General features: G+C 65.7%; 12 protein-coding genes. 7 read left to right on the forward strand and 5 right to left on the reverse strand.

Translation table 11 applies throughout. The annotated features are described in order from the left end of the window. Positions 1-120: 120 nt before the first annotated feature. Positions 121-1,275: a caspase family protein gene (locus ACO056_RS18270; RefSeq protein ID WP_421849640.1), complete on the forward strand. Its 1,155-nt coding sequence runs from the start codon at positions 121-123 to the stop codon at positions 1,273-1,275. An 11-nt stretch (positions 1,276-1,286) separates the two neighbouring features. Next, complete coding sequence (locus ACO056_RS18275) at positions 1,287-2,330, forward strand: hypothetical protein (protein WP_421849643.1); 1,044 nt, start codon at positions 1,287-1,289, stop codon at positions 2,328-2,330. An 8-nt stretch (positions 2,331-2,338) separates the two neighbouring features. Here ACO056_RS18275 and ACO056_RS18280 read toward each other — a convergent pair whose 3' ends face one another. Beyond that, positions 2,339-3,358, reverse strand: a complete 1,020-nt coding sequence (locus ACO056_RS18280) for a hypothetical protein (RefSeq protein WP_421849646.1) — start codon at positions 3,356-3,358, stop codon at positions 2,339-2,341. Positions 3,359-3,408: 50 nt separating this feature from the next. Continuing rightward, a complete protein-coding gene (locus ACO056_RS18285) occupies positions 3,409-4,986 on the reverse strand; it encodes an SUMF1/EgtB/PvdO family nonheme iron enzyme (protein ID WP_421849649.1) in 1,578 nt (525 codons plus the stop codon). 611 nt (positions 4,987-5,597) lie between these two features. Between ACO056_RS18285 and ACO056_RS18290 the strand changes: the two genes are divergently transcribed. From ACO056_RS18290 to ACO056_RS18300, 3 genes are all read left to right on the forward strand, one after another. Continuing rightward, positions 5,598-5,873: an HU family DNA-binding protein gene (locus ACO056_RS18290; protein WP_421849652.1), complete on the forward strand. Its 276-nt coding sequence runs from the start codon at positions 5,598-5,600 to the stop codon at positions 5,871-5,873. Between the two features lie 111 nt (positions 5,874-5,984). Continuing rightward, entirely contained in the window at positions 5,985-6,251 is a 267-nt protein-coding gene (locus ACO056_RS18295) for a hypothetical protein (RefSeq protein ID WP_421849654.1), read from the forward strand. 63 nt (positions 6,252-6,314) lie between these two features. After that, the gene (locus tag ACO056_RS18300) at positions 6,315-7,094 is read left to right on the forward strand and encodes an enoyl-CoA hydratase (RefSeq protein WP_421849656.1); all 780 of its coding nucleotides are present in this window, start codon (positions 6,315-6,317) and stop codon (positions 7,092-7,094) included. Positions 7,095-7,504: 410 nt separating this feature from the next. Here the strand turns inward: ACO056_RS18300 and ACO056_RS18305 are convergent, their stop codons facing one another. From ACO056_RS18305 to ACO056_RS18315, 3 genes are all read right to left on the reverse strand, one after another. Continuing rightward, the gene (locus ACO056_RS18305) at positions 7,505-9,535 is read right to left on the reverse strand and encodes an FAD-dependent oxidoreductase (protein ID WP_421849658.1); all 2,031 of its coding nucleotides are present in this window, start codon (positions 9,533-9,535) and stop codon (positions 7,505-7,507) included. A 27-nt stretch (positions 9,536-9,562) separates the two neighbouring features. Then, positions 9,563-10,360, reverse strand: a complete 798-nt coding sequence (locus ACO056_RS18310; protein WP_421849661.1) for an enoyl-CoA hydratase/isomerase family protein — start codon at positions 10,358-10,360, stop codon at positions 9,563-9,565. Positions 10,361-10,454: 94 nt separating this feature from the next. Then, positions 10,455-11,078, reverse strand: coding sequence for a TetR/AcrR family transcriptional regulator (locus ACO056_RS18315; RefSeq protein ID WP_421849664.1), 624 nt, complete (start codon positions 11,076-11,078; stop codon positions 10,455-10,457). A gap of 61 nt (positions 11,079-11,139) precedes the next feature. Here ACO056_RS18315 and ACO056_RS18320 point away from each other — a divergent pair, with 61 nt between their 5' ends. Further along, positions 11,140-13,431 carry a CoA transferase gene (locus tag ACO056_RS18320; RefSeq protein ID WP_421849667.1) on the forward strand — a complete coding sequence of 764 codons (2,292 nt, stop codon included), beginning with the start codon at positions 11,140-11,142 and terminating at the stop codon, positions 13,429-13,431. Continuing rightward, complete coding sequence (locus ACO056_RS18325) at positions 13,428-14,936, forward strand: acetyl-CoA acetyltransferase (protein ID WP_421849670.1); 1,509 nt, start codon at positions 13,428-13,430, stop codon at positions 14,934-14,936. Before ACO056_RS18320 ends, ACO056_RS18325 begins: the two co-directional genes overlap by 4 nt. The last annotated feature ends 59 nt before the right edge of the window (positions 14,937-14,995 follow it).

Raw genomic sequence — 14,995 nt, forward strand, 5'->3', positions numbered from 1 at the left:
GAAGTTAATACGTAGTTCGCGGGGCGAGTTAAGGGGGATTCTTTCGAGCCTCGCCGACTTCAGATTTATTACAATCCGAATTCTGGGGCATATCTCGTGCAGAGCAGGCGGTGGGCCTTGATGGGCCTCGCAGTACTGATTGGGCTTTGCGCCCACGGCACGGCACTTGCCGCCGGTCGCCGGGTCGCGCTTGTTATCGGCATTTCGCAGTATCAGTCGGTCCCTTCGCTTGCCAATCCCCGCACCGATGCAGAAGCCGTGGCCAAGGCCCTCAGCAAGGACGGGTTTGAGGTAACCCAGCTGACCCGGTCCGAGGACTTGGGCCGCACTGCGCTCTGGGCCGCGATCAGCGCCTTTCGCCGCAGTGCGACCGGCGCCGAAGCAGCCATCATCTATTATGCCGGCCATGGGGTCGAAACCGGTGGACGCAACTGGCTTTTGCCCGCCGATGCCAAGGCCGATACACCCGACGAGATCGACGGCTCCGCCATTGCTTCCTCGACCCTGATCACCGCCGTTTCGGGGGCGATCGATGTGCGGCTGGTCATTCTCGATGCCTGCCGCGACAATCCCTTTGCCAGTGAAAGCGGCTGGTCGCAGGGAACCCGGTCGATTGCGACGACGCGCGGACTCGCCCGCGAGAACAATCTGCCGCCAAACGTCGTTGTGCTTCTGGCGACGCAGCCCGGGCTCAAGGCTAACGATGGCAATGGCGGCGCCAACAGCCCGTTTGCACGGGCGCTGGCAAGCGCGCTGACGACCGAAGGGCTGCGCCTCTCCTCGCTGCCTACGCTGGTCTCGAGGCAGATGCGCCAGCTTTCGGGCATCGATCAGCGCCCCGATCAACAGGGGATTTTTGATGCGCCAGACTGGATGTTCCAGCCGGGTTCGACATCCAGCCTGGCTGCACAGCCCAGGTCGCAAAGCGATGCGGCTGCCGCTGCGCCCGCCCAGCTGACTTCGGCGAGCGCTGCCCCTGCTCCCCCGCCAGCCGAACCCGTGCCGGTCGCAAGGGGCTACGGTCTTGTGCTGCAGGGCCGCGGCTACGGCCAGCCGGGTCTTTATGTTGCCGATGTTGCTGCCGGTTCGCCATTCGATGGCACGCTGCATACAGGTGACGTGATTCTGAAGTTCAACAGCGTGACGCCGGTCGGCCCGCAAGGTGTGATTAGCGCCCTCGATCGGGACCGCCGCGCCTCGGTCAATCTCCAGCACGACGGGTTGGGGGTACCGATCAGCATCCAGCTGGTTCTGCCCAAGGATACTGACGAATGATACCGCATCCGATGAACCTTGCCATACGCCTGGTGCCCTGCTGCATTCTGCCATTGCTCCGGGCGGCTGTGCTCCTGCTCTCGCTTGCCCCGGCTAGTGCGATGGCGCAGCAGTTCGTCTACAGTTATGACCAGCGCCTGCCGAGCAACTACGACGACGTGTTCAACCTCCCGTCGATCGGGGTCATTCCGCTGCGAGGCGTGGACGGGCAGAACTTTTCCGCAGCGATGGCGGGCGAGCTTCAGGCAATCCGGATTGGCAACCGGCCAGCCTTCTCAATCCGAACGGAGGACAGCGGCGCCGCGCCCGGCAAGACCCGCAAGAGCCCGCCCGATACGGTCTATGCCCGCACTGCCGCTGATCGCCTCGGTGTCAAAGGCTTGCTGTGGGGGACGATAACCTCAGCCGCGGTGACGACCGACAAGTACATCGGCGCGGCCACAAGTTGCCAGAACAAGGTCTGCACCGAGGTGCCGATCGATTGTTTCAAGTATCAGGGCAGCTACACCGTCACGCCGGTCATCTATGCCGCCGACACCGGCAAGATCCTCTACCAGCGGCAGATCAAGCGGGATTCGGTGACCGATGTATGTGGCGGCATGGTGCGGTCATCTTCGCTCGGCGACATATTCGGGGGATTGTTCGGCAAGAAGAAGGAGCAGCAGGCACTTACCCCGGACAGTATCATGACGGCGATCCGCCTCGATGCGGTCAGGTCGGTCATTGCCGATCTGACGCCCAAGACGCGCAAAGCCAAGGTCGGCTTCAAGACGAAGTTCCCCGAGTTCGACAAGGACGGCCAGACCCGGCTCGCGCTTGCCATCGATCAGCTCAAATCGGGCCGACCCGACAAGGCCTGCGGCATGTTCGAGCAGATGGGCGGCGAAGGCGCTGCAACAAAGCAACTTAGCCTGCGCTACAATCTGGCCGCTTGCGAGGAAGTGAATGGCAACTTCAACGTCGCCAAGCAGATCTACCAAGCTTACGACCGGGATCATCCCGCGGTCGATCAAATGCTCAACGATGCCCTGAAGCGGCTCAGCGACGTGAAGTAAAGCCGCGCCTAGAAGCGGTACCCGAACGTCAGCGTGGCCGAGTCATAGCTGGCCTTGCTGGTGAACGCATTGACCGCATGGGTGTAGATCACGCCGAACCGGAGCTGCTCGAAGCGCGATTTCATCGCGACCTCGCGCGTGCGGACGCCGATGTTGAAGCCAACTTCGTGGACCTGCTCGAACATCGCAAAGGGCACGCCTGTCTCGCGGGTATAGACGTAGCTCGCGCGGATGGAGGCCTGCCGTCCGAACATGCGAGCCTTGAGCGGCAGCTGATAGGCAATGCCCCCGCGCATCGTCCAGAAATCCTCGTTCGCGGGCAGAATCTGCTTCGACAGGAACGTCTTGATCTCGTGCGAGTAGCCAACCAGGCCGCCCAGAACGAGCTCCCCGCGTCCGACCTTGGGCAGGCGGTAGCGCGCGCTCACCGAAGCGCCCAGCACCTCGGCATCGAACAGGAAATAGCCGCCTGCCTGGCTGTTGCCATAGGACACGCGCGGCGTAATCACGAAGTTCGAGCTTGCCGGAAGCTCTACGCCAATGCTCGCCGTGGCTGCGACATTGGTGGCGCCGCCGAAGCCGAAGCTGATATCAGGCGTCGGCGGATTGCGGACGATCACCGTGCCCTTGTCGGCGTGGAGGATATTGACCGGCAGATCAAACACCAGCCGCGCACGTGAACCCTCGCGAAATCTCCGCGCGTGCTGGTAGTGCAGATCGAGGCGCTCGACCTTCTGGAAGCCCGCCTTGCCATACGTGAAGGCGCCGCCGATCGTATCGGAATCGCCCTCCGGCAGAAACCGGTCCGGGCCTTCGGGCTGGATATCGAACATGTCGAGCCCGACCGAGGCCGCCTGGAACTGGAGAGAGTTCGCGCCGCCATAACGCGGCTCGGCAGAACTGGATCCCTGAACCTGCGGACAAGTTCCGGTACAGATGTAGGTCTGCGCAAACGCGGGGACCGGAAGAAAGACACTGCCCGCCGCCGCCGGCGCCGCAATCGTGATCGTCCAGGCTCTCTTGAACATCGCTTGTTACCCCTCCTGTTTGCGTCCGGCCCCGTGGGAGGCCGTGTCCGCTATTGCACCACCTCGTCATCGCTGATGTCCCGTACGACTCTGAGCCCCATGTCCGAGCGCCGCTTGCCGTCCGCAACGGCAAAGCGATTGGCCGAACGCAGTTCATCCGGCGTGCTCTGGAACGAACCGCCACGCGCGGTGTGCGCCGTGCAGCGCTTGTCTGCGCAGTCACCGGTCAGTTCCCAGGCATTGCCGTTCATCTGGTAGAGCCCGAAGGCATTGGGCGGATAGGCGTTCACTGCCTCCGGATAGCCGCGATAGGGCGCTGTCTCGGATCCGCGATAGCTCGCCGTCTGGTCATAGTTGGCGTCGCTCGGTGAGATCGCATCGCCCCACGGGAACGTTGTGGCCGCCCCGGCGCGGTCGGCATATTCCCATTCCGTGCTGGTCGGCAGCCGGTAATGCCGCCCCGTTTGCGCGGCAAGCCATCTGGTGAACGCCTGCGCATCGGGATAGCCGAGGCCGGTCGCGGGGATCAGCGGGTTTGGATTGTCCTTGCTCCAGCCGTTGATCGGCTGACACGCCTTGTCGCGGACGCAGGCGTCCCACTCGGCGATGGTCACCTCATAAATGCTGATGGCGAAGGGATGCTCGATCCGCTGTTCGGTCTGCACCGGCTCATCGCCGCCGCGCTTGGGTTCGTTCGCCGGAGATCCGATCTGCGCCAGCCCTGCCGGAACGATCCGCATGTAGGGGCAGTTCGCGCAATCGAGGAACCGCCCCTCGCTGGCCGCACCGCAGCTGATGAAGCACGGCGGAGCCCCTTGCAGCCCGTAGTCGAATGTCGGCTTCTGGAATCTGGACTGAGACTGGATCGCGCTCATCGCCACGCGATCGGAGGTGCGTTTGAGCGCCTCGGCGATGTCCTGCTGCGGCCGGCGGATCTCTTCGGCGAGGATGCGCGAGAACGTGCCATTGTCGAAGGCGACCTGATCGGGGCTGGTCGAATAGGCGATGAGATAGCCCTGGTCCGGCCGCGCCAGCAGATCGGATGGCCGCACGATCCGCTTGAGTCCTTTAGTCCCGTCCGGTCCGGTCTCACCGGCGGGCGGCGCTGTGGCCGCATCGGGCGGCGCGTTCGGGAGCGGGGGCTCCTTCAGCACATTGCGGCACATGTCGAGCACGATCAGCACGTTCTGCGCGCCCGAACCGAGCAGCTTGCGCGCGATAGCGGCCCGCGTCAGGCTGGTTGCCTCAACGTTGAGCGTGTGGTCCGCGTCCACCGGCAGCAGCATCACATCGCCGAAGGTGCCGAGCGCGGCTCCGTGTCCTGAAAAGTAGAGCATGCCGAAAGCATTGGGCCCGGCCGCCTTCAGCCTGGCTGCAAACTGGTCGATGAGCGCCAGCATCTGCTCGCGCGTCAGGTCGCGGTGAGCGATCACCGGCCCCGTGCCGGCCGCATCGAGGAACCCGGCGCCATTGAGCGCGGCGGCGATGCGGTCCCCGTCGGTCGTCGTGGCGGCGAGCCGGTCGAAGCCCTGATAGGCGCTGTTGCCGATCACCAGGGCTAGCCGCGGTTCGCGCGCAAACGCGGACGGGGCCAGTGCCATTGCGGCGAGCAGCCAGATCAGCAGCACCGCAGCCTTTGCCAGAAACGCAGGTCTGCGGTTGGCGCGATCCGCCCTGTGGCAGCACGAGCCCGTATCGTATCGGCTATTGTCCCTCAAATCACCAGCCATTGCCCCACTTCCCCCAAGCGTCCGCTTTCCTGACTTTCGTTGGTCAGGAATATCCGGAGCGGTGATCGGCATTTGGCGACCTACGCGCTTTTCCTACGGCATCGCCGGGTGTTTGGTAAATGAAAAATAACCTCAAAGCGCCGGGCATAGCTTCGCAGCACTGCGCGCGGAATGATCGGCAAATGCGCACCAGCGTCGCGCGTTGCACATCCTCTCGATCAGCCTGCGCCCGATAGTGCCAGGGCCGATCATTTCCCTAAGATAGTTACGAAAGGTAAGGAATGAATCGGCATCCACCGGGTTACGCAGAACCGAAGTTATGTCCGTTTGAGTGCCCCCTTCCCCCTCCTTTGTTCTCGCGCGCCCGTGTATTGAATGGCTCCTCGTGTCGCCTCGGCGCCCCAGCTCAGCAGATTCCCCCAGATTCCAGCGGATTTGGCCTCTACAAGGCTGGACGCAGGCCGCGCGCCAAGCTAACCGGCCCGTCCAACCGTTGGAGAATTTCGATCATGAATACTGCTGAACTCGCCGAAGCCGTTGCTGCCAGCGCTGGCCTCACCAAGGCCGATGCGAAGAAGCTGGTCGACACCGTGTTCGCGGCGATTGCCGATGCGGCTGCCAAGGGCGAGGAAATCTCGCTGAGCGCCTTCGGGAAGTTCAAGGTCAAGGAAAGCCCGGCCCGTGAAGGCCGCAACCCCTCGACCGGCGCCACCATCCAGATCGCCGCTTCGCGCAAGCTGACCTTCGCCGCTGCCAAGTCGGTCAAGGACAAGCTGAACGGCTGATTGGCTGAACGGCGGATACGTCGCGCACCCGCAGGGCGCGAAGACTGAGCCAGAACGGCACGCGGGAGTATCCCTCCCGCGTGCCGTTCGCGTTTGAGGGAATGCAGAACGATGGGATTCGATGATCTCATGCGCCGCTATTTCGGCACGGCAGATCTTGCCGGCCTCAGCGCTGCCGAGCTCGGCGCCGGGTCGGAACGGCTTGCCGTCGATTTCGGGCTGGAGACCGATCCTGCGCGGCGGTTCGCACTCTGGGCGCTGATGCATATCCTTGGCTGCGCGCCCGATCTCGATATCGCCTTCAAGGACCCGGCAGAGCGTGACGCCGCGCGCAATTTCATGGACCTTTACGGCGGGATCGCAGAGCCCCCGCAATAAGCAGAGGTGCATGGCCCGGCGCGCCATGGTCAATAGCCCCCGGTGCACCGAAGGACCCAGCTCATGACCGACCTCATTCTCGTTGATATCGCCGATGGCGTGGCCACCGTCACGCTCAACCGGCCCGAGGCGATGAACGCGCTGTCCAAAGCGCTGCGGGCCCGCCTTGCTGAGGTGATGACCGCGCTTGATGCCGACGATGCCGTCCGCGCCGTCGTGCTTACCGGCGCCGGCACCCGCGCCTTCACCGCCGGTCTCGATCTCAAGGAACTGGGCTCGACGGCCGGTGCGCTCGGCGCGGCCAATGCGGAAGGTGCGTCCGAAAATCCGGTCAAGGCCATCGAGATTTGCCGCAAGCCGGTGGTCGGCGCGATCAACGGCGTTGCGATCACCGGCGGCTTTGAAGTCGCGCTTGCCTGCGACGTGCTGATTGCCTCCACCAATGCGCGCTTTGCCGATACCCACGCGCGCGTCGGCGTCTATCCCGGCTGGGGCCTCTCGCAGAAGCTCCCGCGGCTCATCGGGATCAGCCGCGCCAAGGAACTCTCCTTCACCGGCAACTTCCTCGATGCCGCCACAGCCGAGCGCTGGGGCCTGATCAACCGGGTGGTGGCGCCAGAGGACCTGCTCCCCGCCGCACAGCAACTGGCGCGCGACATGGCCTCGATCGACCCGACATTCCTGCGCAATTACAAGGCGCTGATCGATGAAGGCTACGCCCTGCCGTTCGGCGAAGGCATGTCGCTCGAAGCCAGCCGCTCCTCCGCCGCCAACTCGGCGGTCAAGCCCGAAGAAGTCGAAGCCCGCCGCCTTGCCGTCCAGGCCCGCGGCCGCAGCCAATAGCGGCGCCGCGCTGAGTCCCGCGTTGGGACAAGTTGACACAGTTGACACAGTCCTGAGGAATAACTGCATTCGATCAGTGCGGCGCTTTTGATCGGCACGGTCGATCAATGGCCGGATCGGGGAATCGCCGCTGCGGATCGCGCGCTGCGACCCGCTAGCAAAGTTTCCATCACGGCGCGCGGAGAGGGCGGGGAAACGCATTCCCGCAGCCTCTCATATTGCGGGCTTGTAGGACAGCGATGGCTCCCGGCAAAACCGACGCCAGAGCACAATGACATCACTTGAAATCGTCGGCCCGGACTGGGCTCCGGGCCTTGGCTTTCCCCATTTGACACCGGGCCAGAAGACCAGGCCACTCCCGTGCCAAGCACGGGGGTGACGTAAAGAGATCACTGTGAAGTCATTAGCGCCTAGACTGCCACCGCCAGTTCGGTTGCCTGCTTGATCGCCCGCTTGGCATCGAGTTCAGCTGCCTCGAACGCCCCGCCGATGAGCTGCGGCGCCAGGCCCCGCGCCACCAGCTCGTCGTAGAGCCCGCGCGCCGGTTCCTGCCCCGCGCACACGATCACGGTATCGACCGCGAGCAGGCGGGGTTCGCCCTCGACGCGGATGTGGAGGCCGGCATCATCGATCCGGTCATACTCCACCCCGCCGAGCATCTGCACGCCGCGCCGCTGCAGGGTGATGCGGTGCGTCCAGCCGGTGGTGCGGCCGAGCCCCTTGCCAACCGCGCTGGCCTTGCGCTGGAGCAGCCACACCTCGCGCCCGCTGGAGGCGACTTCGGGCACGACGCCGGTCACGCCGCCGCGCGGGTGGTTCTTGAAGTCGATGCCCCATTCCTTGGCGAAAACTTCGACATCGAGCGAACCCGGTATGCCGGCATGGGTGATCAGTTCGGCCACATCGAAGCCGATCCCGCCTGCGCCCATGATCGCGACTTTCTGGCCCACTTCAGCCTTGCCGGTGATCACATCGACATAGCGTACCGCCTTGGGGTGATCGATGCCCTCGATAGCGGGTTTGCGCGGCGTGATCCCGGTCGCGATCACGATTTCGTCGAACCCGCCCGCCGCGAGCATATCGGCATTGACGCGGGTGGCGAGCTTGAGTTCGATCCCGTTCACTTCGATCATCCGCCCGAAGTAGCGGATCGTCTCGTCGAACTCTTCCTTGCCGGGGATTCGCCGGGCGAGGTTGAACTGCCCGCCGATTTCCACCGCCGCATCGAACAGCGTGACCTTGTGCCCACGCCCCGAAGCGATCGTGGCATAGGCAAGGCCCGCCGGCCCGGCGCCGACCACCGCGATCCGCCGCGCGGTAGTGGCCGGAGCAACCGTAATCTCCGTCTCGCGGCAAGCGCGCGCGTTGACGAGGCAGCTGGTCAGCTGGCCGGTGAAGGTGTGATCGAGGCAGGCCTGATTGCAGGCGATGCAGGTGTTGATCTCGTCCTCACGGCCTTCCCACGCCTTTTTGACGATCTCCGCATCGGCCAGCATCGGCCGTGCCATCGAAATGAGATCGGCATCGCCGCGCGCCAGCACTTCTTCCGCCACATGCGGCATGTTGATGCGGTTGCTGGTGATGAGCGGGATCGAGACAGCCTCGCGCAGCTTGCCCGTCACCTGCGCAAAGGCCGCGCGCGGCACCATCGTCGCAATCGTCGGTACCTGGCTTTCGTGCCAGCAGAAGTGCGTGCTGATCACGTCCGCCCCGTTCGCTTCGAGCGCACTGGCGAGGCTGGTCACTTCCTCCCATGCAAGGCCGCCTTCCAGCATATCCATCGCGGAAATGCGGAAGATCAGCATCTTGTCGTCACCAAGTGCGAGGCGTGTGCGCTTCACCACCTCTACCGCAAAGCGCATGCGGTTTTCCCAGGTTCCGCCCCAGCGATCGGTGCGCTGGTTGGTCTTCTCGACCAGGAACGTCGAAATCAGGTATCCCGCCGAGCCGATGATCTCGACCCCGTCGTAGCCCGCCTCGGCCGCCAGCGCCGCGCAATTGGCAAAGGCCGCGATCTGCTCCTCGATCCCCGCCTCATCGAGCTCCACCGGCGCCACGCGCGCCAGCCGCGAGCGCACCGGCGAAGGCCCCACCGGTTCGCGCACATTGGCGATCGAACCCGAATGGAGGATCTGCATGCAGATCTTGACCTCGGGGTCCGCTGCATGGACCGCATCGGTCACCGCGCGGTGCATCGGCACTTCGGAAGGCTCGCTCAGCTTTGCACCGCGCCCGCCGCTTTCATGCGGGGTGATGCCGCCGGTGATGATCATGCCGACGCCGCCCTTCACGCGCTCGACGAAGTAGGCCGAAAGCCGTTCCGCCGCATCAGGCTGGTCTTCGAGGCCGGAATGCATCGAGCCCATGATGATGCGGTTCTTGAGCCGGTTCCCACGGATCGTCAGCGGAGAGAACATCAGCGGGTATCTGGGATGCGTCATCGGTGCGTTTCCGTTCATTTTGGCCGCTCAGTCTGGAATGTAGTCGGGGCGGCGCTTCTCGAGGAAAGCGCGCATCCCTTCGGCGAAATTGGGGCTGGCGGCGGTCATCAGCTGGTTGCGGTTCTCGATCGCCATCGCCGCCTCGAGGCTCGGCGCATCGACCGCGAGGCTGAGGCCCTCCTTGGTCATGCGCAGGCCGCGCGGCGAGGCAGCGAGCATTTCCTCGACATAGCCTTCGGCCACCGCCTCAAGCTGGTCATCGGGCACCACTTCACTGACGAGCCCTGTTGCCAGCGCGCGCGGCGCATGGATGAAGCGCCCTGTCAGCATCAGTTCCGAGGCGACCGAGGCGCCCACCAGCCGGGGCAGGAAATAGCTCACCCCCATATCGCAGGAGGACAGGCCGAGCTTGATGAAAGCCGCATTCATCTTCGCGCTCTCGCCCGCCACGCGGATGTCCGCCGCCAACGCAAAGGCAAAGCCTCCGCCGCAGGCCGCGCCGTGGACCAGCGCCAGGATCGGCTGCGGGCAGCGCCGCATCTTCACGTAGACGTCTGCGAGATGGCCCTGAAAGCCGAAGCCCCCACCGAAGGGATCGGGCCGATCGGTTTCCTGACGGTCCTTGATATCGAGGCCTGCGCAAAAAGCCCGGCCCGCCCCGCGCATCACCACGACCCGCGTCTCGCGGTTGTTGAACAGCTCGCCGAAATAGTGGGATAGCTCGTCCACCATCTCCAGCGAGATGGAATTGAGCGCATGTGGCCGGTTCAGCGTCAGCCAGTCTGCCGCGCCGCGCTTTTCGACCATGATCGTGCGATAGGTCATGCCCCGCTCCCTGCTCGCGCCTCTGCGGACGCGCTGCCTGTTTCTGTCATGGCGCGCGGCGAGGCAAACCTGCCCATATTGACAGCGCGCGCCTTCATGCCGCGATCCCGCCGATCAGCAAATCCGCCACGCGCGCCGCATAAGCGCTGATCGCCACCTCGTTCATGGTCTCCCCCGGGCCGAGCCGACCCGCTTGCGATTCCATCGCGGAGAGCAGCATGTCGGAGGCGAGTGCCGCGCTGACCCCGTCGCGCAATTGCCCGCGCGCCCGGCCCCGGCGCAGGATCGCGATGGCCTGCGCCGTCACCGCGCCGAGCACCGGCCCGATCCTTGCGGCAAGCTCGGGATGCCCCGCCAGATCGCGCCGCAGATGCCGCGCCACGCCGCCGCCCGTCTCCAGATAGCGCGCGAGCACCAGCGCACCGAAGGCGGTCAGATCGCCGTGCAGGCTGCCGGTATCGATTGCCGCCAGCGCCTGCCAGCGGCCCTCGATCATCGCGCAGAGCAGGTCCTCCCCGCTCGTCCAGCGGGCATAGAGCGTTGACTTGCCGATCCCCGCGGCGCGCGCCACCGCATCGAGACTGAAGCCGGCCCAGCCCCCCGCGCCGTAGACCTGCGCCGCCGCCGCGAGGATGCGCGCCTCGAACTCCGGATTGCGCGGACGCCCGCGCGGGCGCGGCCCTGTCAAAAGCGTTGAATCGGCGGATGTGCGTTGCATGGCTCCTTCCTATCTTTTATGGACACCACTCGTCCAATAATATTGCGGGAGGGGTTTGAACGTGCCGCAGGAAGCCATCGACCGTCCGCTGTCCGGCCTCCGCGTGGTCGATCTTGTCGCCAGCCCGCTCGCGGGAATCGCCCGGACCTTGCGCGAACTCGGTGCCGAAGTGATTCGCCTCGAAGTGGCCGGGCGCGGCGCCTGCCCCGTCGATGATCCCCGCGCCGAACTCGCGTACTGGACCGCCAACCTGGGCAAGCGCATCGAAAGCGCTGACGCGGCGAGCCTCCCCGAATGGCTTGCCGGGGCTGATCTTGTGCTGGAAGACCTCTCAGCCGATCCTGCCGCGCCGGTCAGCCTCGCTTGGGCGGCAATCCACGCCGCCAATCCGGCGCTCGTCCGCATGACGGCCACCGGCTTCGGCCTCGGCACCGCCTGGTCGCACTGGCAGTGGACCGACGGCGTGCTCCACGCGCTCACCACAGAGTTATCGCGATCCGGCATCAAGGGCCGCGCGCCGCTGCTTCCGCCCGGCGAAATCGCGCTGCAATGCGCGGTGGCGCAAGGCGTCTTCGTCGCCATGGCGGCACTGACGCAGGCGCTCGCCACCGGGCGGGGCGATCATGTCGACTACGCCGCGCTCGATGGCGCGATGCAGGCGCTCGATCCCGCTTTCGGTATCTCGGGCAGTGCCACCAATGGCCGCCCCGCCGCCGCGCTGCCGCCGGGTCGGCCGCCCCGGGGCGTGCAATATCCGATCATCTCCGTCGCCGATGGCTACGTGCGCCTCTGCATCCTCGCCCCGCGCCAGTGGCAGGGCATGCACGCGATGATGGGCTCGCCCGCCGAATTTGCCGGTCCCGAATTTCGCGACATCATGGTCCGCTTCAAGAGCAAGGAACTGCTTGCGGCAATGCAGGCGTTTCTGGCGGACAAGACCCGCGCCGAGATCGAAGCGCTGGGGCAGCAGCACGGCGTCCCGCTGGCAGGGCTCAACACGCTGGCTGATTGCCTCGCCGCCGATCATGTCCGCGCGCGCGGCACATTTACCGAGGCCGAGCTGCCCGGCGGCCGCCGCGTGCCCTTTCCCGATGGCCTGATGGTGATCGACGGGCAGCGCATGGGGCCGATCCACCCCGGCACCGCGGCCCTGCGCCCGGCCCCCGCGCCGGTGATGGCCAAGGCCAGCCGCCCGCTGGAAGGCCTCAAGGTGCTCGATCTCGGAGTGATCGTGGTCGGCGCTGAGACTGGCCGCCTGCTGGCCGATCTCGGCGCGGACGTGGTGAAGATCGAATCCGCAGCCTTCCCCGATGGCTCGCGCCAGACGTGGCTGAAGATCGGCCTGTCGAGCAGCTTCGGCGCCGGGCACCGCAACAAGCGCAGCCTCGGGCTCAATCTGAAATCAGAGGACGGCAAGGCGCTGCTGCGCCGCATGGTCGCCGATGCCGATGTGATGCTCTCGAATTTCAAGCCCGGCACGCTGGAATCGCTCGGCCTCGGCTATGCGGAGCTCAGCCAGATCAACCCGCGCCTCATTGCGGTTGAATCGAGCGCGTTCGGTGCCACCGGGCCGTGGTCCAAGCGCATGGGCTATGGCCCGCTCGTCCGCGCCGCGGCTGGGCTGACGCACAAGTGGCGCTATCCCGATGATCCCGAGAGCTTCTCTGATTCGGTCACGATCTACCCCGATCACGTCTGCGGCCGCATCGGGGCAAGCGCGGTCATGGCGCTCCTCGCGCGCCGCCGGCGCACCGGGCGCGGCGGCCATGTGGATGTGAGCCAGGCCGAAGTCATGCTCGCCCATCTCGCGGCCGAGATCGCTGGAAGTGCGCTCGATCTTCCCTCCCGCGAAGGTGCGTCATCGGGCGTCTTTGCCTGCGCCGGGGAGGACGAATGGTGCGTTGTCACTCCGCGCGATGAGGCCGACCATCACCGCCTCTCCACGGTGATCGGCAGCCAGGACCTCAGCGCATGGCTGGCGGACAAGTCCGGCCACGTAGCTGCGGAGACCCTGCAAGCCGCCGGTGTCCCGGCCGCCCCGATGCTCCGCGCCGCCGATCTCGCCGATCATCCCTATTACGCCGCGCGCGGCCTGTTCCGGCAGGATCAGCATGACCTTCTGCCCGAACCGATGATCGCCGAGCGCCGCCCGGCCATGTGGCATGCGATCCCTGATGCCGAGGCCCGCCCCGCCCCGCTCATGTGCCAGGATACTTACGCCGTGATGCAGGACTGGCTGGGCATGGACGAAGCCGAATGCGCCAGGCTCGAAGCAGAAGGCGTGCTCGAAACCATCCCGGAGAAGATCCGCGAGATGGTCGCCACCAAATCCTATCTGGAGACTGCCCGATGACCCTGATGACCGATCCCGAACGCATCCCCGTCATCATCGGCGTCGGCCAGCTCAACGACCGGCCCGCAAGCCCCGAACTCGGCCTCGATCCGCCGGGGCTGATGGCCGCTGCGCTGCGCCTTGCCGAAGCGGATGCGGGCGGGAGCCTGCTGGCTGACCTCGACAGCCTCGCCATCGTCGATCAGATCAGCTTCCGCCATCTTGGCAACTTGTGCGACCGGGTGGCCGGTGCCATCGGCGCGAATCCGGCGGTCAATTACCAGTCCGAAGCCCCGCACGGCGACACCCCGATCCGCCTGCTCAACGAAGCGGCCAACCGCATCGGCGCGGGCGAAGTGAAGCTCGCTGCCGTGGTCGGCGCCGAAGCGCTGCGCACTGCCGCCGGCCTCGCTGCGGTGGCCGCAAAGGGCGAAGACAAGAGCTACAACGCGGTGCGCAATGTCTCCACTCGGCGCGATCCCACTTATGCGCAGGCCCATGGGCTGACCGCGCCGGTCGACGTCTACCCGATCTACGAGAACGCGGGCCGCGCCGCCTATGGCCAGACACTCGCCGAAGCGCAGGCGGAAAGCGGCGCGATCTGGGCCGGGATGAGCGAGGTTGCCGCAGCCAACGAAGGCGCGTGGATCAGGAAGGCGGTGAGCGCCGAGGAAATCCTTACCCCCGGCCCCGCCAACCGGCCGCTGGCCTTCCCCTATACCAAGCTCACGGTTGCCAATTCCTCGGTCAATCAGGGCGCGGGCTTTCTCGTCGCCAGCCTCGCCGAAGCGCGGCGGCGCGGCATTCCCGAAGAGCGGCTGATCTATGTCGGCATGGGTGCCGCCGCCAAGGAAGACCCCAGCATCCTCCGCCGCGACCGCTACGACCGCTCCTCCAGCATGGACACCGCGATCCGCCGCACGCTCGATCTCAATCAGATGACCGGCGCGGATTTCGACCATGTCGAGCTTTACAGCTGCTTCCCTTGCGTCCCCAAGATGGCGCGCCGGGTGCTCGGCTGGCCGGTAGACAAGCCCGCCACCGTGTTCGGCGGCCTCACCTTCGGCGGCGGACCGATTGCCAATTACATGAGCCATGCGGTGGTCTCGATGGTGGAGCGGCTGCGCGGCGGCGACGGCAAGACCGGCTTCCTCTTCGCCAACGGTGGCTACGCGACCGACAACCACTGCATCGTCGTCTCGCGCGAGCCCATCGCCGCGGCGCAGTTCCCGCAGGATTTCGACTATCAGGCCGCAGCGGACGCCGCGCGTGGGGCGATCCCGGAGCTGGACAAGGACTATGTCGGCCCTGCGACGGTCGAGAGCTACACCGTGTTCCACAACCGCGAGGGGGTGCCTTCGAGCGGCGTGGTGATCGCCCGCACGCCGGAGGGCAAGCGCACGCTCTGCCATATCGATGTGGCGCACCCGGCGATGCTGGCCTTCTTCATGGATGGCGCGGTGGAACCCGTTGGCACCAGCGGGGGCGTTGCCGTGGTTGGCGAGCGGCGGGTTTGGGTGCGGTAAGCCACCGCTCAGCTTGTCCCTTGCCCCTACAGTTCGTCATTGCGAGCGTAGCGAAGCAA

This window comes from Novosphingobium sp. (assembly GCF_965228995.1).
GTDB lineage: Bacteria > Pseudomonadota > Alphaproteobacteria > Sphingomonadales > Sphingomonadaceae > Novosphingobium.